Origin of the sequence: Bordetella petrii (assembly GCF_020991325.1) — a bacterium.
GTDB lineage: Bacteria > Pseudomonadota > Gammaproteobacteria > Burkholderiales > Burkholderiaceae_B > Bordetella_A > Bordetella_A petrii_E.
The window spans coordinates 1-22,648 of the sequence record NZ_JAJMLX010000046.1; the positions used below are offsets into that span (position 1 = coordinate 1).

Annotated in this window: 21 protein-coding genes, 1 tRNA gene and 2 pseudogenes; 12 read left to right on the forward strand and 12 right to left on the reverse strand. The window is 66.6% G+C overall.

Features of this window, described 5'->3' with window-relative positions; genetic code table 11:
- A partial coding sequence (locus LPZ50_RS07110; RefSeq protein ID WP_230659256.1) for a DMT family transporter occupies nucleotides 1-955 on the reverse strand: 955 nt, incomplete at its 3' end.
- A 96-nt stretch (nucleotides 956-1,051) separates the two neighbouring features.
- Here LPZ50_RS07110 and LPZ50_RS07115 point away from each other — a divergent pair.
- Entirely contained in the window at nucleotides 1,052-1,906 is an 855-nt protein-coding gene (locus LPZ50_RS07115) for a LysR family transcriptional regulator (RefSeq protein ID WP_230659258.1), read from the forward strand.
- On the opposite strand, the gene LPZ50_RS07120 is transcribed toward LPZ50_RS07115, so the two are convergent.
- From LPZ50_RS07120 to LPZ50_RS07130, 3 genes are all read right to left on the reverse strand, one after another.
- Nucleotides 1,896-2,345, reverse strand: coding sequence for a hypothetical protein (locus tag LPZ50_RS07120; RefSeq protein ID WP_230659260.1), 450 nt, complete (start codon nucleotides 2,343-2,345; stop codon nucleotides 1,896-1,898). The two genes, LPZ50_RS07115 and LPZ50_RS07120, sit on opposite strands and share 11 nt — an antisense overlap.
- Nucleotides 2,320-2,712, reverse strand: coding sequence for a phage holin family protein (locus LPZ50_RS07125; RefSeq protein WP_230659262.1), 393 nt, complete (start codon nucleotides 2,710-2,712; stop codon nucleotides 2,320-2,322). Before LPZ50_RS07125 ends, LPZ50_RS07120 begins: the two co-directional genes overlap by 26 nt.
- Before the next feature lie 63 nt (nucleotides 2,713-2,775).
- A complete protein-coding gene (locus LPZ50_RS07130; RefSeq protein WP_230659263.1) occupies nucleotides 2,776-3,357 on the reverse strand; it encodes a YceI family protein in 582 nt (193 codons plus the stop codon).
- A 193-nt stretch (nucleotides 3,358-3,550) separates the two neighbouring features.
- Between LPZ50_RS07130 and LPZ50_RS07135 the strand changes: the two genes are divergently transcribed.
- Nucleotides 3,551-4,270 (forward strand): aldolase, encoded by a 720-nt coding sequence (locus LPZ50_RS07135; protein WP_230659265.1) that lies wholly within the window; start codon nucleotides 3,551-3,553, stop codon nucleotides 4,268-4,270.
- Here the strand turns inward: LPZ50_RS07135 and LPZ50_RS07140 are convergent.
- A complete protein-coding gene (locus LPZ50_RS07140) occupies nucleotides 4,267-5,742 on the reverse strand; it encodes an amidase (RefSeq protein ID WP_230659267.1) in 1,476 nt (491 codons plus the stop codon). The two genes, LPZ50_RS07135 and LPZ50_RS07140, sit on opposite strands and share 4 nt — an antisense overlap.
- 261 nt (nucleotides 5,743-6,003) lie before the next feature.
- Here LPZ50_RS07140 and LPZ50_RS07145 point away from each other — a divergent pair, with 261 nt between their 5' ends.
- Nucleotides 6,004-6,510: a GNAT family acetyltransferase gene (locus LPZ50_RS07145; protein WP_230659269.1), complete on the forward strand. Its 507-nt coding sequence runs from the start codon at nucleotides 6,004-6,006 to the stop codon at nucleotides 6,508-6,510.
- On the opposite strand, the gene LPZ50_RS07150 is transcribed toward LPZ50_RS07145, so the two are convergent.
- On the reverse strand, nucleotides 6,480-8,954 hold the full coding sequence (locus LPZ50_RS07150; protein WP_230659271.1) for an NAD-dependent epimerase/dehydratase family protein: 2,475 nt from the start codon (nucleotides 8,952-8,954) through the stop codon (nucleotides 6,480-6,482). The two genes, LPZ50_RS07145 and LPZ50_RS07150, sit on opposite strands and share 31 nt — an antisense overlap.
- A 98-nt stretch (nucleotides 8,955-9,052) precedes the next feature.
- A complete protein-coding gene (locus tag LPZ50_RS07155) occupies nucleotides 9,053-10,531 on the reverse strand; it encodes a SulP family inorganic anion transporter (RefSeq protein WP_230659273.1) in 1,479 nt (492 codons plus the stop codon).
- A gap of 447 nt (nucleotides 10,532-10,978) precedes the next feature.
- Here LPZ50_RS07155 and sodC point away from each other — a divergent pair, with 447 nt between their 5' ends.
- A complete protein-coding gene (gene sodC / locus LPZ50_RS07160) occupies nucleotides 10,979-11,509 on the forward strand; it encodes a superoxide dismutase family protein (protein WP_230659275.1) in 531 nt (176 codons plus the stop codon).
- A gap of 200 nt (nucleotides 11,510-11,709) precedes the next feature.
- Here the strand turns inward: sodC and lon are convergent, their stop codons facing one another.
- The 3 genes from lon to LPZ50_RS07175 form a co-directional block, all read right to left on the reverse strand.
- Nucleotides 11,710-14,058 (reverse strand): endopeptidase La, encoded by a 2,349-nt coding sequence (gene lon / locus LPZ50_RS07165; protein WP_230659277.1) that lies wholly within the window; start codon nucleotides 14,056-14,058, stop codon nucleotides 11,710-11,712.
- Nucleotides 14,055-14,462 (reverse strand): Hsp20/alpha crystallin family protein, encoded by a 408-nt coding sequence (locus tag LPZ50_RS07170; protein ID WP_230659279.1) that lies wholly within the window; start codon nucleotides 14,460-14,462, stop codon nucleotides 14,055-14,057. Before LPZ50_RS07170 ends, lon begins: the two co-directional genes overlap by 4 nt.
- A 353-nt stretch (nucleotides 14,463-14,815) precedes the next feature.
- A complete protein-coding gene (locus tag LPZ50_RS07175; RefSeq protein ID WP_230659281.1) occupies nucleotides 14,816-15,832 on the reverse strand; it encodes an aldo/keto reductase in 1,017 nt (338 codons plus the stop codon).
- Nucleotides 15,833-16,026: 194 nt separating this feature from the next.
- On the opposite strand from LPZ50_RS07175, the gene LPZ50_RS07180 reads away from it, so the two are divergent.
- The 4 genes and pseudogenes from LPZ50_RS07180 to LPZ50_RS07200 form a co-directional block, all read left to right on the forward strand.
- Complete coding sequence (locus LPZ50_RS07180; protein WP_230659283.1) at nucleotides 16,027-16,983, forward strand: tripartite tricarboxylate transporter substrate binding protein; 957 nt, start codon at nucleotides 16,027-16,029, stop codon at nucleotides 16,981-16,983.
- A 176-nt stretch (nucleotides 16,984-17,159) separates the two neighbouring features.
- Nucleotides 17,160-17,948, forward strand: a complete 789-nt coding sequence (locus tag LPZ50_RS07185; protein WP_230659285.1) for a class II aldolase/adducin family protein — start codon at nucleotides 17,160-17,162, stop codon at nucleotides 17,946-17,948.
- A 123-nt stretch (nucleotides 17,949-18,071) separates the two neighbouring features.
- On the forward strand, nucleotides 18,072-19,028 hold the full coding sequence (locus LPZ50_RS07190; protein ID WP_230659287.1) for a Bug family tripartite tricarboxylate transporter substrate binding protein: 957 nt from the start codon (nucleotides 18,072-18,074) through the stop codon (nucleotides 19,026-19,028).
- 269 nt (nucleotides 19,029-19,297) lie between these two features.
- Nucleotides 19,298-19,450 (forward strand): annotated as a pseudogene (locus LPZ50_RS07200) (aspartate/glutamate racemase family protein); the annotation flags it as partial.
- A 97-nt stretch (nucleotides 19,451-19,547) separates the two neighbouring features.
- Here LPZ50_RS07200 and LPZ50_RS07205 read toward each other — a convergent pair.
- A tRNA-Met gene (locus tag LPZ50_RS07205) sits at nucleotides 19,548-19,624 on the reverse strand.
- Between the two features lie 182 nt (nucleotides 19,625-19,806).
- On the opposite strand from LPZ50_RS07205, the pseudogene LPZ50_RS07210 reads away from it, so the two are divergent.
- Nucleotides 19,807-20,079 (forward strand): annotated as a pseudogene (locus tag LPZ50_RS07210) (exodeoxyribonuclease III); the annotation flags it as partial.
- A gap of 26 nt (nucleotides 20,080-20,105) precedes the next feature.
- Here LPZ50_RS07210 and crcB read toward each other — a convergent pair.
- Nucleotides 20,106-20,492 carry a fluoride efflux transporter CrcB gene (gene crcB, locus LPZ50_RS07215; protein WP_230659289.1) on the reverse strand — a complete coding sequence of 129 codons (387 nt, stop codon included), beginning with the start codon at nucleotides 20,490-20,492 and terminating at the stop codon, nucleotides 20,106-20,108.
- A gap of 75 nt (nucleotides 20,493-20,567) precedes the next feature.
- Between crcB and LPZ50_RS07220 the strand changes: the two genes are divergently transcribed.
- The 3 genes from LPZ50_RS07220 to LPZ50_RS07230 are packed head-to-tail and all read left to right on the forward strand — an operon-like array spanning nucleotide 20,568 to nucleotide 22,553.
- A complete protein-coding gene (locus tag LPZ50_RS07220; RefSeq protein ID WP_230659291.1) occupies nucleotides 20,568-21,197 on the forward strand; it encodes a PepSY-associated TM helix domain-containing protein in 630 nt (209 codons plus the stop codon).
- 20 nt (nucleotides 21,198-21,217) lie between these two features.
- Nucleotides 21,218-21,733: a DUF2271 domain-containing protein gene (locus LPZ50_RS07225; protein WP_230659293.1), complete on the forward strand. Its 516-nt coding sequence runs from the start codon at nucleotides 21,218-21,220 to the stop codon at nucleotides 21,731-21,733.
- A 19-nt stretch (nucleotides 21,734-21,752) separates the two neighbouring features.
- Nucleotides 21,753-22,553 carry a DUF4198 domain-containing protein gene (locus LPZ50_RS07230; protein WP_230659295.1) on the forward strand — a complete coding sequence of 267 codons (801 nt, stop codon included), beginning with the start codon at nucleotides 21,753-21,755 and terminating at the stop codon, nucleotides 22,551-22,553.
- The last annotated feature ends 95 nt before the right edge of the window (nucleotides 22,554-22,648 follow it).

Consider the following 22,648-nt stretch of genomic DNA (forward strand, 5'->3'; position numbering starts at 1 on the left):
CGCCGGCCCCCGCCTTGGCGCGCCTACGGGCCTGCGCCGCGCACGGGCGCCGTTCTCCGCGCACCACCAGCATGATGCCGGCCACCGACACCCCCATGCCCAGCGCCATCAGCCAGGACAGCGGCTCGGCGAACATGGCCCAGGCCCACACCGCGGTTACGCCCGGGCTCAGGTACAGCACGCTGGCCACCCGCGTGGGCGAGGTGCGGCGCAGGCATATCCAGTACAGGCCATAGCCGCCCAGCGAAGACAGCACGGCGGTCCAGGCCACGCTGACGCCGAAACCCAGGGTCGCGGGCGGAATCAAGCCGCCTTCCAGGGCCGCCAGCGCCGCGAACACCAGCCCCGACACGGCGCACTGCAGCCACAGATTGGCCACCAGGCTCAAGCCCGGACGCCGCGCCGTGCCGCCCCCCTGCCACAGGGTGGCGACGGCCAGCGACAGCATGCCCAGCACGGGCAACGCATAGGCCCACCATGGAGCAGCGCCCGCGCCCAGTGCGCCGCGCGACACCAGCAGCACCCCGGCCAGGCCCACCAGCAGCCCCGCCCACACGCGCAAGCCCGCCGGTTGCCGCAGGAACACGCTGGCCAGCATGGCAGTCCCCAGCGGCAGCAGGTCGGCGATCAAGGCGGCCAGCGCGGTGGGCACGCCCTGCTCTACCCCTTTGACCACCCCGGCCAGATAACCTGCCATGGCCAACAGGCCGATTCCCGCATGGCGTGCCCAGGTACGCGCCGACGCGCCGCGCAGCTCTTTCCAGGCCCACGGCAACAGCAGCAGGCAGACCAGCACGCAGCGCCAGAACACCACCAGAAACACCGGAGCGTGGTCCACCGCAAAACGCGCGCCCACGAAGCCGGAACTCCAGGCCACCACCAGCGCGGCCTCCAGCGCCAGCAGGGGAAGCGCGGCAAAGCGGGAACGAAAAGACGCGAGATGGAAGGCAGGCATGGAACCAGTTCTGAAGAGGACAGCCTTGACCTTAGCGCCGCACAGGTATTCAATAAATCAAAACCTTGTCAATCATTCATTCGGATTTTATAAACCATGAGCACCACACTCGATATCGAGCTGCTGCGCACGTTCCATGCGGTGGCACGGCTGGGACGCTTCCGCGCCGCCGCGGCCCACGTGCATAAAAGCCCGGCGGCGGTCAGTGTGCACATCCAGCGCCTGGAAGACCTGGCCGGCGGCCGCCTGCTGGACCGCGACAACCAGGCCGTTACCCTGACACCGCTGGGCCAGCGTTTCCTGCACCGCAGCGCCGAATTGCTGGAAGCGCACGACCGCGTGCTGGAAGACCTACGCGGCACGGCGCTGGCCGGCCGCGTACGGCTGGGGGTGCCGGACGAATACGCCGAGCATGTCATCCGCGACATTCTTCCGGCGTTCGCCACGGCCTGGCCTGGGGTCACCCTGGAAGTCACCACCGCCGCCAGCCGGGCATTGCGCGACCAGGTGGCGCGACGCCGCCTGCATATGGCAGTGGCGGTGCAGCCCGCCGGCAGCCGTCGCCAGAATCCGCGCGCCGTGGCAATGACGATTCCTGTCTGGGTGGCCGGCGCCAACCAGGCAGGCCCGCTGCCCGATCCGCTGCCGCTGGCCCTGCATGCCGCCGATTGCCCCTATCGAACGGCCATGATCGAAACCTTGACGGCCGCCGGACGTGCGTGGCGCGTGGTGCTGTCCAGCCCGTCCAGCCGGGCTGTCGAGGCCTGCGTGGAAGCGGGGCTGGGCCTCAGCGTGGTGGACCGCAGCCGCGTCACGGCCCGCATGCGCGTACTGAACGGCATGCCTCGGCTGGCCGCGCATGAAGTCATGCTGCTGCGGGACGAGCGCGCCGGCCCGTTCCCCGCAGCCGACATGCTGGAAGCCACCTTAAGGCAGCATTTCAGGCTGTAGGCGGGGCCGGAGGGCCTACCCGGGCGGCCTGCAATTCGCGCAGGCGGCGTACGTGGGCATCCAGTTGTGCGCGCAGATGCTCGATTTCCTGCGCATCCGCCGCGCGTTCGGCCGCCGCCCGCAGATCGGCCACCAGTTGCGCCAGGCGGGCCACTTCTTCGTCGGGCAACGGCGCGCTGGCTCGCCGCACATGGCGCCGTCGCAACAGCGAAGCCAGCCTGTCTCGCACGGCCACGGTTGCCATGGCGCGCAAAGGTTGCTTCAGGAAAGGCGGCCAGCCCACCGCGGCCCCGGCCGCCAGGGCCGTGGTGGCCGCCCAGCCCCGGGAGGGCTTGCCCGCATGCGCGGCGCGCGCGAACGCATCGGCCAGCTGCCGGCGGTCGAGCTCCATTTTGTCGAGCAAGGCTTGTTTGTCAGCCGGCGTGGTGATCTTCGGCATAGTGGCTCCGGGCGGCGGCGGTATCCAGCCGAACCTGGCGGCTCAGTTCGGCAAACGGCGACTCTTTGGGGGCATTGCGCGTGGCGACGAACAAGGCGGCCAGGGTGATCAGCAGCCAGGCCGCCGCCACCAGCCAGGCGGCCAGCATACGGTATTCGGTGTCCCAGAAGGTGACGATGGCGGCCACCGACACGAATCCCAGGGTGCCCAGCCCGCAGAACAATAGCGCCACCGCGCTGATCAGGGTGGTAACCAGGGCCGAACGGAACAGCGACAGTTCGATTCCCACCAGTTCCAGGTAATCGCCCGTGCGTTCCGCCGCGAATTCCGCAATGTGGCGCAAGCGCCGCAACCGTTCAGAAATCATGGCCTCTCCTTGCGTGGTGATGCCCGCGCAGCAAGCGCCATACCTGCCGCGCGGGCCCGGACTTTACTGGCGTCGCAGCGCCTCGACCTGGATTTCCAGGTCGACCTTGGGCTTGAAACCCATGTCCAGCCCGAAGTTCAGCCCGAAGTCGCCCCGGTTGAACGAGGCCGAGACATCGGCGCCGCAAGCTTCACGCTTTTCCATGGGGTGGTGGATGCACTTGAAATCGTCGATGTCCAGCGTCAACGGGCGCGTGACACCGCGCAGGGTGAAGTCGCCCACGGCCTCTTCGGGGCGGTCGCCGTCGAACTTGGTGAAACGCCCCTTGAAAGTAGCGGTGGGATAGCGCGCGGCATCGAAAATATCCGGCGCCACGGCATGCTTGTTCATTTCGTCGTGGCCGAAATCGACGGAACCGATTTGTACCGTGACCTCGATGGTGCCGCTGCGCGCCGCGCGGTCCAGCACGATGACGCCGGAAGTCTGGTTGAACTTGCCGCGCCAGGTAGACAGCCCGCCCATGTGGTCGGCTTCAAAACTGGGATAAGTGTGGGACGGGTCGATGTCGTACGTGACGGGAGCCGCGGCGGCCGGTCCGGCCAGTGCCATCGCGGCGGCAAGCAACAACTTGGAAATGGGCTTCATCTGGGACTCCAGCGTAAATGGCGCCCGCCACCATGCGGGCGCCCCAGGGATGGACTGCTTGAACAAAGTTCAGTTCATTGTAAGGACAGCGCACGCCGCCGGCCTGATCCCGGACAGGGAGCTGCAATAAACCCCGGCGGCGCATCCTTGGTAGACTTCCGCCCACCCTGCCGGTTTTTGCCCTGTATACGCCATGAACACGCTATTCCAGTCTTCCTCCGTTGCCGCGCTGCGCGCCGACCTGTCGCTGGCCCTGCGGGCCGCCGCCCACCACGGCCTGGGCGAAGGCGTGTGCAACCACTTCAGCGTGGCCCTGCCCGGACAGGACGGCCTGTTCCTGCTGAACCCGCGCGGCCTGATGTGGGACGAAGTACAAGCAGACGACATCGTGCTGGTAGACGCCGAGGGCAGGAAACTGGCAGGCCGCCATGAGGTCGAGCCCACGGCCATGTTCATCCACGCGGCGATCCACCGCATTGCCGGCAAGCAATGTGTGCTGCACACGCACATGCCTTATGCCACCGCGCTGACCCTGACGGAGCAGCGCGCGCCGGACACCACGTTATCGCAGAACGCCATGCGTTTTCACGGCCGACTGGTGGCCGATGCGCACTACAACGGGCTGGCGCTGGACAGTTCCGAAGGCGAGCGCATCGCCCGCGCGATGGGCTCGGCCGATATCGCATTCCTGGGCAACCATGGCGTGGTCGTCTGCGGCGAACGCATCGACTACGCCTACGACGACCTGTTCTTCCTGGAACGCGCATGCCAGGCGCAAGTGCTGGCCCAGGCCAGCGGCCGGCCCCTGGTGCCGGTCAACCCGGACATGGCGGCCAAGGTGGCCGGGCAAATGCAGTCCGAACGGCTGCAGGCCACCTTGTTTTTCCAGGCCTTGCGGCGGCGGCTGGGCTAGGGCCTGCTTCCCCCCAGCAGCGGGCTGCGAACGCGACCGAAGCCGCTGGCCCGGTCATAGGCCAGGCCAACCTGCAATACCTCTAGGTCGTGTTGGGCCGGCCCGATGATCTGGATGCCGGCCGGCAGGCCGCCGGCCCCGAACCCCGCCGGCGCGGCCAGGGCCGGCAAGCCGGCCATCGTGGCCGGCACCACGGCTTCCATCCAGCGGTGATAGGTATCCATGGACCGGCCGCCCACGCGGTCGGGCCAGTGTTCTTCGGCCTGGAAAGGAAACACCTGCGAGGTGGGCAGCACCAGGAAATCGAACTGCCCGAACAGCTGCTGCAGCGCCCCATACCAGGCCGACCGCACTGCCGCGGCATGGAAGACGTCCTGCCCCGACAGCCCCAGGCCGCGTTCGATTTCCCATACGGCCTCGGGCTTCAGCAGGGCCCGCGTGCGGCTGTCGTGGTAAAGCCCGGCATTGCTGCCGGCAAACATGAAGCTGCGCAGATCCAGCCATGCATTCCACAACCGCGGCAGGTCGAAAGCGGGCAGCGCGGGCTCTACCTGGCAGCCGATGGCCTCGAAATGCTTCAGGGCGGCTTGGCAGACATCCAGCACGCCGGGTTCGCAAGCCAGGTGGCCGCCCAGGTTGCCCAGCCAGCCAATGCGCATGCCGGCGCAGTCGCGCTCCAGATCGGCCACGAAGCCGCGCGCATCGGCGTGCCGCCGCGTCAGCGGCGTGCGCGCGTCGAAACCCGCCTGCACCGCCAGCAGCAACGCCAGGTCGGGCACGTTGCGCGCCATCGGCCCGGTGACGCTGAACTGCTGGAAGAACACTTCATCGGTGGGACCGTGCGGCACCACGCCTGGCGTGCCGCGCATGCCGAACATATTGTTGAACGCGGCCGGCGTGCGCAAGGATCCCATCATGTCGGAACCATCGGCCACCGGCAACATGCGCAAGGCCACCGCCACCCCCGCGCCGCCGCTGCTGCCGCCGGCCGAACGGGCCGGGTCGTAGGCATTGCGCGTAATGCCGTACACGGGATTGTAGGTATGACCGCCCAGGCCGAATTCCGGGCTGTTGCTGCGGCCGATGAACAGCGCGCCGGCCGCCCGCATTTTTTCGTACACGATGGCGTCGGCCTGCGCGACCTGGCCGGCGTAGATGGGCGAACCCTTGGTGGTGACCATGCCGCGCGCCGGCATGATGTCTTTGGGCGCTTGCGGAAAACCATGCAGCGGCCCCATGCTGGCCCCGCGCGCCAGCAGCGCGTCGCGCTCGGCTGCCTGGGCCTGCAATGCGTCGCGGTCCTGCATGGCCACCAGGGCATTCACAACAGGGTTCAGGCGGTCGATCTGCGCCAGGTAGGCCTGCAGCACTTCCACGCAGGACACCTGCCGCGCATGGATCGCCGCGGACAACGCCACCGCATCCAGGGAAACAATATCGGAACCGCTGCCTTCGCTGGTGGCGATGCTCATGGGGCAACCCTTGGAAAGACGAAAAACCCGAGTATAGAGACTAGTGGTATGCTGCCGGGCATGGACTGCGCCTGCCTCACCATCGCTCTGTCGCGACGAACCACTCGACGTCATCGTTGAGTGGCTGACGCTGTCCAGGCGCCGTACGCGGTGCCCACCCGAAGGCCACGGAACCTCGTGGCCTTTTTGCTGGACCTTTCCCTTACCCGCCCGAGGCATTCCTCCCGGCCTTCGTTTCTTTCAACTTGCCAGGAACGAAGCATGAACCCACCCGCGCTTTCCATCCGGACTTTCCAGCCCGCCGACACCGACGCCGTTGTGCAGTTGTGGCGCGACTGCGGGCTGACCCGCCCTTGGAACGACCCCTACAAAGATATCGCCCGCAAACTGACGGTGCAGCCCGAACTGTTCCTGGTCGGCACTTCGGGATATGGCATCGTGGCATCCATCATGGGCGGCTACGATGGCCATCGCGGCTGGGTCAACTACCTGGCGGTCGCGCCCGCCTATCAGCGCCGAGGCTATGCCACCGCCCTGATGGAAGCCGTGGAACATCGCTTCGTGGCCATGGGCTGCCCGAAAATCAACCTGCTGGTGCGCGGCGGCAATGAGGCCGTGGTGGCCTTCTACCGCAGGCTGGCCTTCCAGCAGGACGAAGTGATCAGCCTGGGCAAGCGGCTGATTCCAGACATTGCGCCCGAGGGCCCGCGCCAGGCTGCTTCCCAGGGGAACAGGGCTCAGACCACCAGCCTGTCCCAGGAACCGTAGCGCCCCTCGATCTTGCCGCGCGGCACGGCCAGGGCAACCAGCGCCAGGCCGGCTGCCACGTTGGCGCCGATCTGCAGCAGGCCGCCGCCGTACACCGGCGTGGCCACCAGCAGGCCCACGCCCAGCGGCACCAGCAGGAAGCGCGCCAGGCGGGCCACCTCGGCCGCCGCGATGGCCACCACGGTCAGCACCAGCGCGCCCACCAGGTGGTCGGTATTGGCCATGGTGCCCTCGGTGCCCAGCGTCAGGCGGGTGCACATCAGCCACGCGCCGATGGCCGCGGCCAGCCACAGGCTGGGCGGCAGCGACACCCCGCCCTGCACGATATCGCGCACCACCGCCAGGGGACGGCGGTCGAACTCGTCCTGCGGCCGGACGCGCGGCCCGTCGTCCGTGTCGCCGAACAGGAATACCCGCAGCAGGCTCTTGCCCGCCTTGCGCCGCCGCTGCAGGAACTGGCAGGTGGCCAGCAGTTCGTCCAGCGAATACGGAATCTGTATCAGCATGGCGGCCGCGCCCACCAGCGCCAGCGTGCTCCAGGTGCCGATCACAATGGGCTGGATAATGACGAAGGTAATGGACACGATCCCCAAGGGCGCGATCATCAGGCCGAAGATCACCACCAGCCAGGGCATGGTGCGCCAGCGCGCGCGCGAGCCGACCACCCCGGTCAGTATTTCCAGCATGTAGGTATACGCGCCCACCGCCGCGTCGGGCACCGGCCAGGCCTGCGACACGCTGGAGGTAATGATTTCCTCGGTACCGTTCTGCGGATCATCCAGGCTGCCCGCGAAGAAGGGTTCCCACACGTGGCCCACCTGTTCCATCTGGTAAGCGGCCAGGTAGCGCGACACGTACAGGCCCACCAGGGCCAGTGCGATGATGGGCACCCGCTGCGTCCAGGCCGATGGGTTGTACGTCCAGTCGGGTGGGGTATCCGGGCCGGACATGCTGGCCAGCGGGGACACGCCCGGCTCGGGCTTCAGGCTGACGGCCAGCCCGAACGCCAGCCCGCCCACCAGGGTGTCGGACAAGTACGCGGCCGCGTTGTCGGTCCACAGCACGAAAGGCGCCGCCATGACCAGCGCCCCCACCCCGGCGCAGGCCCAGCGCGCGAACGGCATCTGCCAGCTCAGGGACAAGCAGGCGAACACCACCAGCAAGGTGCCCAGGATGATCTCGGCGCCGCGCAGCAGCGGATCGTCCACGCCGACCAGCGGCGGCTGGAAGATCAGCCAGGTGCCCAGCGCCACGTTCACGAAATGCGCCCAGCGGTTTTCCGCGTGGGCGCTGCGATAAGCCTGCACATAGCGCGCGCGGAACTGCTCCGCGTCGTCGGCTTTTTCGGCCGTTTCGCGCAGGAATTGCGGGGGCGTCATGCCTTGCGCGCGGTACCAGGCCAGCGGATCGCGCTTCAGGCCGGCGATGATGGCGGGCAAGGTGCGCTTGAGCCGGTGGCGCGGGCGCCAGCCCAGCAGGTGCTCGGCGCGTTCGGTATCCAGGGCGTAGTGCGCGTCCGACATGGCGATCATGTAGGGCTTGATGAACGGTTTCTCCCCCTGGTCCAGCGCATCGGGCACCAGCGGCTCCAGCTTCTCGCGCACCCAGGTGCCGGTGGCGGCCACAGCCTTGGGTACGCGCAGTGTCGGCCAGTCTGCCGTGCCGTGGATCAGGCAGCCTATTTCGTCCTGCAGGGCGTCATAGCCCAGCGCCTCGGTTTCGCCTATCAGCAGCGCCGCGTCCGGCGGCAGGTCGGCGCGATGCTGCAGCGTCAGGCGCACGGCTTCGTGCAGGTCGTCCCGGTGCAGCATCGACTGGCCCACCTGGTTCGATGCCGAATAAAAGTAGCTTTCGAAGTCGCGCTCGTAGATGCGCGCGATCTGCTGCGCCAGGGTGGGCACCACGGTCTGTTCGTCGTACACGCCGGCCAGCCGCAAGATGGCATAAGGCATGTCGCCGTGTTCGGCGCGCAGCGCTTCCTCGGCCCGCAGCTTCGATTGCGGGTACACGTATTCGGGGCCGAAGGGCTGGTTCTCGTCGATCAGCTCACCCGGCTTGCCCGGGGCATGGACCAGCATGGTGCTGGCGTACACGAAACGCTCCACGCGGAAATGGTCGCGCAGTTCGCGCACGACCCGCGCGGTGCCGTCCACGTTCACTGTCTGGTACAGCGGGTTGTCGGCACCGGTGGAATCGAAGAATGCCACCAGGTGTATTACCGCCGCCAGCGTGTCGCCGTACTGTTCGCGCACCGATTGCAGGGCCTGATGCACCGATGCGTCGGATGCCAGGTCGACCTCGAATATCGGGAACCCGGCGTTCTCGCTCTTGCGGTCCAGACCCACGATGCGATATTCGGCTTCCAGATAGGCGGCCAGCGACCTTCCCAGGTTGCCGGATGCTCCGGTTATCAGGACGACGGGCCGGTCCGCGGTGTCGGGCATAAACAGGGCTCCAGGAATGGCGGGGTTCCGGCGAGGCCGAAACGCCCCGCCTGCCCTGGGCCGCCAGCAAGCGCCATGCCGCGGCATGGCGCTGCCCTTCAGTGCGCCGGCAGCTTGCCCGCGCCTTCGCGATGATGGGTGCCGTAGCGCTCTACCATCGTCATGCTGGCGCGGTTCAGGCCCGATACCTGCACGTCGATACCATTGCGCCTGAACTTGTGCACGATGCGGTCCAGCGATTCCACCGCCGTGATGTCCCAGAAATGGGCGCGCGACAGGTCGATGCGCACGCGGGGCACGGATTCCTTGAAATCGAATTCGGACACCAAGGCCTCGGACGATGCGAAAAACACCTGCCCATGTACGGTATAGACGCGGCAGGCGCCGTCTTCCGACAGCGCCGATTCCACGCCTAGCACCTGGCGCACCTTGGACGCGAAGAACACCGCGCTTAGCAGCACGCCCACCAATACGCCCAGCGCCAGGTTGTGCGTGGCCACCACCACCGCCACCGTGGCCAGCATCACCACCGACGACGACTTGGGGTGGGTGGCCAGGTTGCGCAGCGACGTCCAGCTGAAGGTGCTGATCGACACCATGATCATGACGGCCACCAGCGCGGCCATGGGAATCTGCTTTGCCCAAGGCCCCAGGAACACCACCAGCACCAGCAGCAGCGCTCCTGCCGTGAAGGTGGACAGGCGGCCGCGCCCACCCGACTTCACGTTGATGACCGACTGGCCGATCATGGCGCAGCCCGGCATGCCGCCCAGCAGGCCGGCCACGATGTTGGCCAGGCCCTGGCCCTTGCATTCGCGGTTCTTGTTGCTGGGCGTGTCGGTGTAGTCGTCGATGATGGATGCCGTCATCAGCGATTCCAGCAGGCCCACCGCCGCCACCGCCACCGCATACGGGAAGATGATGGACAGGGTCTGCCAGGCCAGGGGCACCGCTGGCAAGGCCAGCACCGGCAGGTGCTCGGGAAAGGCGCCCATGTCACCCACCGTGCGCACTGGCAGGTCCAGCCACATGGCCAGGGCCGTCATTACCACGATGCACACCAGCGGCGAAGGAATCGTCCTATTCAGTCGCGGGAACAGATAAATGATGGCCAAGCCGCCCGCCGTCATGGCGTACACCGCCCAGTGCACATTGGTCAGTTCCGGCAACTGCGCCAGGAAAATAAGGATGGCCAGCGCGTTCACGAAACCGGTAATCACCGAGCGCGACACAAAGCGCATCAGCGCGCCCAGTTTCAGGAAGCCGGCGCCGATCTGCAGCAGGCCGGCCAGCACGGCGGTGGCGAATACATACTGCACGCCGTGGTCCCTGACCAGCGACGCGATCACCAGCGCCACGGCCCCGGTGGCCGCGGAAATCATGCCGGGCCGCCCGCCCGCGATGGCGCTCACCACCGCGATGCTGAACGCGGCGTACAAGCCTACCTGCGGGTCTACCCCCGCGATGATGGAAAACGCCAGGGCTTCGGGGATCAGCGCCAGGGCAACAACGATGCCGGCCAGCAAGTCGCCACGGACATTGCCGAGCCATTCCCGGCGCAATGTGGAAAGATTCATGGAAGAAAGGGATGAGGGGAGCTGCCACGCGCAGCGGGTAGCTTCGGACAGGGCCAGCGGCCTGGCAACCGGGTACAGCCCAGGTATGCCGGCACGACATGGAATCCGCGCGGCGCCATGGCGGCGCCCGGCGCACGAACCTTCGCCCGATAGCCATTCAGGTGGAAGATTCGTGGAATGTCACATGGGTGGAAGCAGGCGGGCTGACGGAGAACAGGCCGGAATTGTACATCCCGCGCCAGCCCGCCCCCGGCCGCGGGCATGATACTTGCCGCCGGCCCTGGCGCCGCCGGGCTACGCCATACGCGAAGAACACGCCCACGGCGCGGGTGGCTGGCGCAGGCTGGTTGCAGCCAGCGGCCAGGCCTGTGTACCCTGGAGCACAGCCGTGCAAGTTCCCGAGAACAGGCGGCCATGTTCGCCGGTTCTTCTTCACTGGAGGTAATCATGAAGCGTCATCTGAAGTTCACCTTGCTGGCCGGCGCCCTGAGCCTGGCCGCCGTCGCCCGGGCGGATGTGACCGTGCCGGTGCACATGGCCACGGACAAGGGCGCGGGCGAAGAGATCGGTTCGGTCAGTCTGGCCGACAGCAAGTACGGCCTGGTGCTGACGCCCGACCTGAAGGGCCTGCCACCCGGCGTGCATGGCTTCCATGTGCACCAGAACGGCAGTTGCGACAGCAAGGAACAGGATGGCAAGGTCGTGCCGGCGGGCGCTGCCGGCGGACACTATGACCCCGACGGCACCAAGAAGCACAGCACGCCCTGGGACGATGGCGGCCACCGCGGCGACCTGCCCGCACTTTATGTGGGCGCCGATGGCGCGGCCACCACGCCCGTGCTGGCGCCGCGCCTGAAGCTGTCGGAAGTTCAGGGCCTGGCCCTGATGGTGCACGCGGGCGGCGACAACCACAGCGACCATCCCAAGCCGCTGGGCGGTGGCGGCGGACGCATCGCCTGCGGGGTGATCCCGAAATAACGGCGTTCACCGGGACAGTGTTTGACACCCGCTTTCGCGGGGACGGTGTTTCACTCCCGCTTTGCGGGACGGTGTTTCGCTCCCGCTTCGCGGGGCGGTGTCTGGCACCCTTCGGGAGCCAGACACCTGGCCGATTACGATACGCCCGTGGCGTGGGTGTCTGGCTCCCGAAGGGTGCCAGACACCGCCCATTCCGCCGTTTACCCGGCTTGCTCGGCCGGTTCCGCCGCCGCGATCTCATGGCCGTCGATGGCATAGCGGATGGCATCTTCGACACGGTCCAGCAGCACGAACTTCAGTTTCTGCCGCGCTTCGTCCGGCACGTCGTCCAGGTCTTTGGCATTGCGGCGCGGGATCATCACCGTAGTGATGCCGGCGCGCAGCGCCGCCAGCGTCTTTTCCTTGACGCCGCCTATCGGCAGCACCAGCCCGCGCAGACTGACTTCCCCCGTCATGGCCACGTCCGAACGCACGGGGCGCCCGGACAACAGCGACGCCAGGGCCAGGAACATCGCGACGCCCGCGCTGGGGCCGTCCTTGGGGGTTGCGCCGGCCGGCACGTGGATGTGCAGGTCGGTTTTTTCTAGCGAATCGCCGTTCCAGATCTTGGCCAGTGTCAGGGCGGTTTGCGCCGATTCCTTCATGACATCGCCCAACTGGCCGGTCAGGATCAGCCGCCCGCTGCCCGGCGTTTTGCTGGCTTCGATGAACAGGATGTCGCCGCCCACGGGGGTCCAGGCCAGGCCCGTGGCCACGCCCGGCACGCTGGTGCGCAACGCCACTTCATTCTCGAAGCGCTGCGCGCCCAGGATGGCATGCAGGTCGGCGGCATCGATGACCACGTGCGTGGCCTTTTCCTCGGCGATCTGCATGGCGGCGTGGCGCAGCGTGGCGCCGATCTCGCGTTCCAGTTGGCGCACGCCGGCTTCGCGGGTGTAGTCGGCCACGATGGACGACAGCGCCGCATCGGTGACTTCCGCCTGCTGCCCGCCCAGCCCATTGGCCTCGAGCTGGCGCGGCACCAGGTAGCGGCGCGCGATCTGGATTTTTTCTTCCTCGGTATAGCCAGGAAGCTGGATGATCTCCATGCGGTCGCGCAGCGGGCCCGGAATGGTGTCCAGCATGTTCGCGGTGCAGATGAACATGACATGCGACAGATCGAAATCCACGCCCAGGTAGTTGTCGCGGAATTTGCTGTTCTGTTCGGGGTCCAGCACTTCGAGCAGCGCACTGCCCGGGTCGCCATGGAAGCCGCCGGCGCCCAGTTTGTCGATCTCGTCCAGCATCAGCACCACATTGTTGGTGCCGGCCCGCCGCATGGCCTGGATGATGTTGCCCGGCAAGGCGCCCAGGTAGGTGCGGCGATGGCCACGGATCTCGGCTTCGTCGTGCACGCCGCCCAGCGCCACGCGCTGGAAAGCGCGCCCGGTGGCCCGCGCGATGGACTGGCCCAGCGAGGTCTTGCCCACGCCCGGAGGGCCCGCGAAACACAGGATGGGGCTGCGCCCCTGCGGGTTCAGCTTGCGCACCGCCAGGTATTCCAGGATGCGGCGCTTGATCTTGTCCAGGCCAAAATGGTCTTCGTCCAGTACCTTGCGCGCCTCGGCCAGGTCGATGGGCGGCTGCGGTTCCTGCTTCCAGGGCAGTTCGGTCAGCCATTCCAGGTAAGTGCGCAGCATGGCCGATTCGCCGCTGGATTCCCCCATGCGTTGCAGCCGGCCCAGTTCCTTGCGGGCATGGCTGAGCACTTCCTCGGGCATGCCCGAAGCCTCGATGGCCTCTTTCAGGCGGGCAGCCTCGGCAGCGCTGTCGTCGACATCGCCCAGCTCTTTCTGGATCTGGCGCAGTTGCTCGCGCAGCACGGTTTCGCGCTGCCGCTCATCGAACTGCGCGCGCGTGCGCTCGCCGATTTCCTTGGACAGGCGCAGCACCTCGACGCGGGCCGACAGCAGCTCGATGGTCTTGTCCAGGCGCTGGGACAGGTCGAAGGTTTCCAGGATGTCCTGCTTCTGCTCGGGCTTGATGTCGATCATGTGCGTAACCATGTCGGCCAGCAAGCCCGGCGATTCGATGCCGCGCACCACGCCTATCAGTTCATCGGGCACATTGGGCAGCAGGGTAATGGCGTCGATAGATTGCTCTTTCAGTTGCAGGAAACGGGCCTCGGTCTGGCTGTCCTGCTCTTCGGCCGCGGGAACCTCGGCCACGCGGGCCACCATATACGGCCAGCCATCCAGGAATTCCAGCACCCGGAACCGCGATTGCCCCTGCACCAGCAGATGGTGCGCGCCCTCCTGCCCGGTAATGTAGCGGGCAATGGGGCCTTCGGTGCCCACCCAGCGCAGGTCGTGGGGGCCCACGTCGTCCTTGGATGGGTCGCGCTGCAACAGGAAGCCTACCGGCAGTTCCAGCTTGACGGCTTCCTGGGCCGCCGCCACCGACGAGGCGCGCCGCACCGTCACGGGCGACAGCACGCCGGGAAACAGCACCGCGTCGCGCAGCGGAATGATGATGCGCGCGTCTTCGGGCAAAGTGCGGGTATCGCTCATGGAGCCTCCCTCAGTTTATTCAGTGTCAGGACCAGGCAGCCGTCGGTCAGCGTGGACGATTCGGGCTCCAGCGCATGCAGGGGCAGCGCGATGCGGCGACGGAACCGGCCGTAGGGAATCTCGAAGCGATGGATGCGGCCATTGGCCGCGCAAGGCATCGGGCGCACGCCCGACACCGTGATTCCGCTAGGATCGAACGCCACCACCAGCTTGTCCGATGGCACGCCGGGCAAGGCCACGTACACCATGACCGCGTCGGCGGTTTCGATGATGTCCACCGGCGGTTCCCAATGCGGCGCATTGGCCGGGCCGGCGCGCAGCAACTGGCGATGCAGGCGTTCGGCGTGTTCCAGCAGCGACACCGCGTCGCCCCAGATCCAGGAAGAAAAATCGCGCGATCTCATGAACTTGCCCTCGTGGCCATAGTTCGTATCTGGCGGCAAGCCGGCGGTTTTCAAGCCCGGGAGTTGAACCGCGGCAAGCCGCGTGTCCGCACGGCGGCAGGCCGCCGGATACTGACCCAAACATGATGCGCGCGCGGCAGCGCAAGCGCAACCGGGCAGCCACTATATTGGGGCCGGATTGCGTATCGTGATCGGGCAGGCGGCTGGCTTCGGTGTCTGGCACCCGATGGGAGCCAGACACCCATGGCGCTACCTTAGCGATCCAGGCCGGTTTTCACGAATGCTGACGGGTGTCTGCCACGACAGTGCCAGTGGAACCGTGTCCGGCTCCATCTGGGTGCCAGACACCGCCCCTATGCGTCAGCCACCGCCACCGGCCGCCCGTAGAAGGGATAGCTGGGATCGTTGTAGCCATGCGCGGAAGCATGGCCCGGCGTCACCCAGGTATTCACCATGGCTTCTTCCTGCGGCGTGATCTGCAGATCCAGCGCCGCGTAATAGTCCTGCATCTGCGCCAGCGTGCGAGGCCCCGCGATCACCGACGTCACCAGAGGGTTGGCCAGCACCCAGGCCGTGGCGAAATGCCCTGGCCGCACCCCCTTCCCTTCGGCATAGGCCGTGAGCTCAGCGGCGATTTTCAGCGATTCTTCGCGGAATTCCGTGTCCAGGATGCGCTTGTCCCCGCGGCCGGCGCGGGTGTCGGGCGCGGGCTGCTGGCCGGGCGCGTATTTGCCGGTGAGCACGCCGCGCGCGATCGGGCTGTAGGGCACCACGCCCAGCCCATAGTGCCCGCAGGCAGGCAGGATCTCGACCTCGGGGCCGCGGTTCAGCATGTTGTAGTACGGCTGGCACACCACGGGCTGCGGCACGTTCAGTTCACGGCACAGGCGCACCACTTCGGCAATGCGCCAGCCCCGGAAATTCGACAACCCGAAACTGCGCAGCTTCCCGGCACTGATCAGGTCGCCCATGGCGCGAATGGCTTCTTCCAGGTTTTCTTCATGGAAATCGCGGTGCAGGTACAGGATGTCGACGTAATCGGTGTCCAGCCGGGCCAGGCTGGTATTCACCCCGTGCATGATCCATTGGCGTGAATAGTGCGAACGATTGGGCGCCTTGGCCACCGCATTGCCGATCTTGGTGGCCAGCACCCAGTCGTGGCGCTGGCCGGCCAGCAGCTTGCCCACCACCTCTTCCGAACGGCCCTGGTTGTAGACATCGGCCGTGTCGATGAAATTCAGCCCGGCTTCGCGGGCCGACGCCACGATGCGTTCGGCCTCGTCGAACGGGGTTTGCTCGCCAAACATCATGGTTCCCAGGCACAACGGGGAAACGCGCAGGTTGCTGGCACCAAGGCGGCGGTATTTCATGGCGGGATCCTGGTCATAAATGGAGAAAGGGAGAGGCCACAGCGTACTGCGAATGCGGACGGGGCGCAGCGTTCAGGCCCCGCTTGATGAAAAATGCTTAGCAAAGACATCAAATAAGTTCGCTATTCCTTAACTCCCGCTGTGGCTAGACTAGCGCCCAAACATTAACCACAAGATGCATGGAGAGAGACGAAATGCATAGAAGAACATTCATGGGCGCGCTGGGAGCCGGCGCGCTGGCGGCATCGGGGCTGGCACGGGCCCAGGCCCCGACCACACGGGTCGTCGTGGGCGCAACGCCTGGCGGGGGAACCGACACCGTGGCGCGCCTGCTGGCCGCCGAGCTGGGCCGCGTGCTGGGCGAAACCTTTGTCGTGGAAAACCGCCCGGGCGCGGGCGGCAATATCGCGGCCCAGGAAGTGGCCCGCGCCGCCCCCGACGGCCGCACTTTGCTGATGTGCTACACCAGCCATGCCATCAACGCCACCTTGTATCCCAAGCTGCCGTTCGACCCGGTCAAGAGCTTTACGCCGATTTCCCACGTGGCCGACGCGCCGTCCATTTTGGTGGCGCACCCTTCGGTGCAGGCGGACAATGTGCAGGAAATGATTGCCCTGGCCAAGGCCGACCCCGGTGCCCTGAGCATGGCGCTGCCCGGTATCGGGTCGGCCGGCCACCTGGGCGCCGAAGTGATCAAGATGCAGGCCGGCATCGACCTGCTGCTGGTGCCCTACAAGGGTACGGCCCCGGCCCTGAATGACGTGATCGGCGGGCAGGTCAGCATGATGTTCGCGGGCGCCGCCCTGGCCAAGGGGCAACTGGCCGCCAAGACCGTCAAGGCCCTGGGCGTAAGCAGCGCCCAGCGCATGGCGGAATTTCCCGGCATCCCCCCCATTGCCGACACCCTGCCCGGCTACGATTTCAGCGCCTGGTACGGGCTGCTGGGGCCGGCGGGCGTCGACGCCGCCCAGGCCCAGCGCCTGTCGCAGGCCGCGGGCCAGATCCTGGGCGATGCGGCGATCAAGCGCCGCTTGCTCGACGAAGGCCTGATCGCGGTGGGCGATACCCCCGCGGACTTCCAGGGATTCCTGCAGGCCCAGATCGACCGCTGGGGCAAGGTAGTGAAAGATTCGGGCGCCCGCGCGGGCTGACATCCCTGCTTTTCCCCCTGGAAACGCCCGGCCCCGCCGGGCGTTTTGCACTTCACGATTCGTGAACGGCCCTTAACGAAATGGCGACTATCGCGCCACCGGCTTCCCCCGTAAATTGATTGGTTCCCGATGGCGCCGCCTGGCGGCCATACAAATCATTCATTCAAGGGAAAAGCATGACCAAGAGTGGCGTGTTGCGGATTCCGTCCATGCGGGATCAATGCTCGGAGACAGAATGGAAGGCCCGTGTCGACCTGGCGGCCTGTTATCGGCTGGTTGAGCTGTATGGCATGGCCGACATGATGGCCAACCACATCTCGATGCGCGTGCCCGGTGAGGACAATGCGTTCCTCATCAACGCGTACGGCATGATGTACGAGGAAATCACGGCGTCCAGCCTCATCAAAGTCGACCTGGCCGGCAACATCCTGGCCAAGCCCGATTTCGGCGAGCTGGGCTACGGCATCAACAAGGCCGGCTATGTCATACACAGCGCCGTGCATGCCGCCCGCCACGACGTCGACTGCGTGATCCACACCCACAGCTGGGCGTCGATGGCCGTGTCGTCGCTGGCCTGTGGACTGCAGCCCATCACCCAGACGGCCATGCGTTTCCTGAAGATCGGCTACCACGACTACCAGGGCGTGGTGCTGGACACCCAGGAACAGGCCTCGCTGATCAAAGACCTGGGCAATGGCGAAGCGCTCATCCTGCGCAATCACGGCGCGCTGACAGTGGGCCGCACCGTGGGCGAAGCCTTCAACTGGATGCACCGCCTGGAACTGGCCTGCCGCTCGCAACTGGCCGCACAGGCCGCGCAGCAGCCCCTGCAGGCCGTGCCGCCGCAGATCCTGGAAGAAACCTGGAACAACTACCAGCCGGGCACGCGCCGGCCATACGGCGTCATGGAATGGCCGGCCCTGCTGCGCAAGCTGGACCGCCTGGACAGCAGTTACCGCGAATAACCAAGCGTGCCCATGAGCACGCAATCCACCGCAGCAACGCCCTGCGGCGGGCCGGCCGTGGCCGATCGCCCCGCCGGATTCGCCGCGGGCAGGCAAAACCAAGACAAGGAAGAGGAGACACACATGAAAGCACGCAGCATTTCTATCCTGGCGGGGGGCATACTGGGCCTGGCCGCTGCCCTGCCGGCGCAGGCCGACTATCCTGAACGGCCCGTGAAAGTGGTGGTGGCGTTCACGGCGGGCGGCACCACCGACAAGCTGACGCGCAGCGTCAGCGAACAACTGGCCCAGCAGCTGGGACAATCGTTCGTCGTCGAGAACCGCCCCGGCGCGGGCGGCAATATCGGCACCGAATACGTGGTGCGCTCGGATCCTGACGGCTACACGCTGATCGTCAATTCCGTCGGCCCCATCGCGGTGAATTCGTCGCTGAACAAGCTGAACTACGATCCCCTGACCGACCTGGTGCCCATCGTGCAACTGGCCACGGTGCCGAATGTGCTGGTGGTGCCGCCCGAGCTGCCCATCAAGACATTCCAGGACTTCCTGAAATACGCCAAGTCCAAGAAAAGCCTGAACTACGGCTCTACCGGCGTGGGCACGTCGTCGCACCTGTCCAGCTATCTGCTGATGCAGGAGATTGGCGCCAAGGACGCCACGCACGTGCCGTACAAGGGCGCCGACGCCATCAACGACCTGATCGCCGGCCGCCTGGACTTCATGTTCGCCACGGCCCCGTCGGTGATCGGGCAGATCCGCTCGGGCAAGCTGCGCGCCCTGGCCGTCAGCACCAACAAGCGTTCGCCCGGCCTGCCGGACTTGCCCACTGTCGCGGAATCCGGCTTCAAGGACTTCGATGCCGGATCCTGGTTCGGCTTCTTTGCCCCCAAGGGCACGCCGGCTTCGGTCATCGCCACGATCAACCAGGGGGTGAACAAGGCCCTGCCCGGCCTGGAGAAACAAATGATCCAGGAAGGCGCCAACCCCGTGGGCGGCAGCCCCGAAGAATTCGACAAGTTCACGCATGTCGAGCATGACAAATGGAAGAAAATCGTGGATCAGGTTGGAGTGAAACAGTGACATCTCCCACGCCCCCGCGCATTCTGTGCTCGCCGCAGGAAGCGCCCCAGCTTGCCGCCAGCCTGGACGCGCGGGGGTGTGCGGCCGTACTGTGCCACCCCGGCGATGCGCAGGCGGCGCAAGCCGACATCGCGTTCATTTCGCGCGACATCACCGGGCGTTCGACCAAGTTCGAGATCCTGCCCGACACCGAACGCTTCTACGCCGCCCTGCGCGCCGCCCCCGGCCTGCAATGGCTGCATGTGCATTCGGCCGGGCTGGACCGCGACATCTACCAGGAACTGGCCCGGCGCGGGGCGCAGGCCGTGATCCTCGGCTGCACGGAAATCACGCTGCTGATCGGCGCGGACGATTCGCCGCTGCCGGTGTTCGACACGACCGCGCTGCATGCGAAGGCGGCGGTCGAGTGGGCGGCGCGCTGATCGCTGCCGCGCAGAAAACAAAAAACCCGGCACGAGGCCGGGTTCCTGTCGACGAAGCGCGCATCGGTCACTTGCGCTGCACATCGTCTGGTGTGCTTGGTTGCGGGGGTAGGATTTGAACCTACGACCTTCGGGTTATGAGCCCGACGAGCTGCCAGACTGCTCCACCCCGCGTCAGAGAAATAAATTATAGGGTGAGGAAGTACTCACGTCAATACTTTTGTCACAATTTCTTCCCGATTCATCGAAACGGCTGCGCGCGGCGCCTCCCCTGCCCCGCACGAAGCGCGCGTTCGCGCCCCGTGCTCGCGGTAAGATGGCGGCCTTCGTATTCACCCGCACGCACACTCCCGTTCATGAAAATCGCCACCTGGAACGTCAACTCGCTCAACGTCCGCAAGCAGCATGTGCTCGACTGGCTCGCGCAAAGCGGAACCGACGTGCTGTGCCTGCAGGAACTGAAGCTGCCGGACGAGAAATTCCCGCGCGCCGATCTCGAGGCGGTCGGCTACCGCAGCTGGTTCACCGGCCAGAAGACCTACAACGGCGTTGCCATCGTGTCGCGCGTGCCGGGCACGTCCATGGTGCGCAACCTGCCCACCTACGAAGACCCGCAGCAGCGCGTGCTGCTGTCCCGCTAGCGTGCTGCCCCGCCTTAGCGCAAGGCCTGCACGCTGGCCAAGCCCAGCGCCGTCAGCCCGAGCGACCCCAGCAGGCTGGCGCCGGCATAGCCCAGGGCGCCCGCATACGCGCCCCGCTCCAGCATCCCGACCGTCTCGGCCGAAAACGTCGAGAACGTGGTCAACCCGCCCAGAAACCCGGTGACCAGCGCCAGGCGCACCCATTGCGGCCATTCCGGATGCGCCAGCAGCACAGCCAGCGCCACGCCGATCAGGTAGCCGCCGGCCAGGTTGACGATCAGGGTTCCCCATGGCCATGCGGCCGTGTTGAACCATACGCCCAGCAGCCAGCGCGCGCATGCGCCCAGGGCGGCGCCCAGCCCTACGGCCAGGAAATTCAAGGGAATCAGCGTTTGGGTCATGTCGGTAGCCGGTCGCTATTTGCGACCAATTCTCATTTCAATGATAGAATCCGCGCCACCTCCACGTAACACCCCATGGACAGCAAACCCACTTCCCGTCGCCGGGCCTATTGGCTCAAGACGCTGCATCAATGGCACTGGATCAGTTCGGCATTATGCCTGCTGGGCATGCTGCTTTTCGCCATTACCGGGTTGACCCTGAATAACGCCGGGCTGATCGACGCCAGCCCGCAAGTGGTAACGCGCGAAGCACAACTGCCCGCACCCCTGCTGAACCAGTTGAAAGCCGTCGATACCGGCAACCGGGCAGCGGCGGTGCCGCCCGAGGTTGCGCAATGGCTGGACACGGAACTGGGCGCCCGGGTGGGCGCGCGGCCGCCGGAATGGTCGCCCGGCGAACTGTACGTGTCATTGCCGCGCCCGGGCGGCGACGCCTGGCTGTCGGTCGACCTGGGCGACGGCGCCATCGAATACGAACGCACCGACCGTGGCTGGATCGCCTATCTGAACGACCTGCACAAGGGACGCCATACCGGCACGGCCTGGAGCTGGTTCCTGGACATTTTCGCCGTGGCCTGTCTGGTGTTCTCGCTGACCGGGCTGGTGCTGCTGCACATGCACGCCGGGCAACGCGCGGCCACCTGGCCGATGGTGGGGCTGGGCCTGCTGATTCCGCTGGTGCTGGCCCTGCTTTTCATCCATTGAGCCGCAAGTCTGGAGACTTTATGCGCAAGTTGCTGTTGCCGGCCCTGTTGGCCGGCCTGATCGCCCGAACCGCCCACGCCGCCGACCTGGGCGTGAATGTCGAAATTCCGCGCCTGGACGTGGCCGAGTATCACCGCCCCTACGTCGCCATCTGGCTCGAGACGCCGGACCAGACCGTGGTGGCTGACCTAGCCGTCTGGTACGACGTCGCCATGCGCAACAACGAAGGCGCCGAGTGGCTGAAGGACATGCGCCAATGGTGGCGCCGCAGCGGCCGCAACCAGCAGTTCCCGGTGGACGGCGTCAGCGGCGCCACCCGTCCCGCCGGCAAGCACGCACTGAGCTTCGCGGGCGCCGACAAACCCCTGGCCGACCTGAAACCGGGCCGCTACGCCGTGGTGGTGGAAGCCGCCCGCGAAGTGGGCGGCCGCGAGCTGGTGCGCGTGCCATTCGACTGGCCGCCCACGCAGGCCGGGCAGCCCTCGGCGCGCGGCGAACACGAGCTCGGCGCTGTCGCCCTGGACCTGAAACCCTGATTCCCCTTCCGGAGTACTGATGAAACACGCTCTTCGATTTGCCGCCGCCCTGGTGCTGGGCCTGCCCGCCGCCTCGCATGCCCACGACATGTGGATGCTGCCGTCCTCGACCGTGCTGTCGGGCACCGACAGCTGGATCACCGTGGACGCGGCCGTCAGCAACGACAAGTTCTACTTCAACCATGCGCCCCTGCGCCTGGACAACCTGGTGATCCAGGCGCCCGACGGCCAGGCCGCCCAGCCGCAGAACGCCAGCCGCGGCAAACTGCGCAGCACCTTCGACCTGCAGTTGCAGCAGGCCGGCACCTACCGCATCGCGGTGGTCAACGACGGTGTGTTTGCACGCTGGAAACAAGACGGCCAGCCCAAGCGGTATTTCGGCCCGGCCGAGGGCCTGGCGCAGGCAGTGCCAGCCCAGGCGCAGGACCTGCAAATTTCGCAAAGCGTCAGCCGCATCGAGACCTTCGCCACCGCGGGCAAGCCCAGCGCCATCACGCCCACCGGCAAGGGCCTGGAACTGGTGCCCGTCACCCACCCCAATGACTTGTACGCCGACGAACCGGCCACCTTCCAGATGCTGATCGACGGCAAGCCGGCCAGCGGGCTGGAAGTGACGATCATCCCGGGCGGCAGCCGCTACCGCGACCAGGTGGGCGAGATCGACGTGCAAACCGCGCAGGACGGCAAGTTCCAGGTGAAATGGCCGCAGTCCGGCCTGTACTGGGTGGAAGCCAGCCACGAAGACGGCAAGACCACGGTCAAGCAGGCCAGCAAGCGCCGCCTGTCGTACGTGGTGACGCTGGAAGTGCTGCAGCCCTGAGCCTGGCGGACCCCGCTCGCCCACATGACCCCTGGCCCCACGTACCTGCCCGCCGGCACCGGGCCGGCCCTGCCGCCCCGCCTGGCCGCCATGCC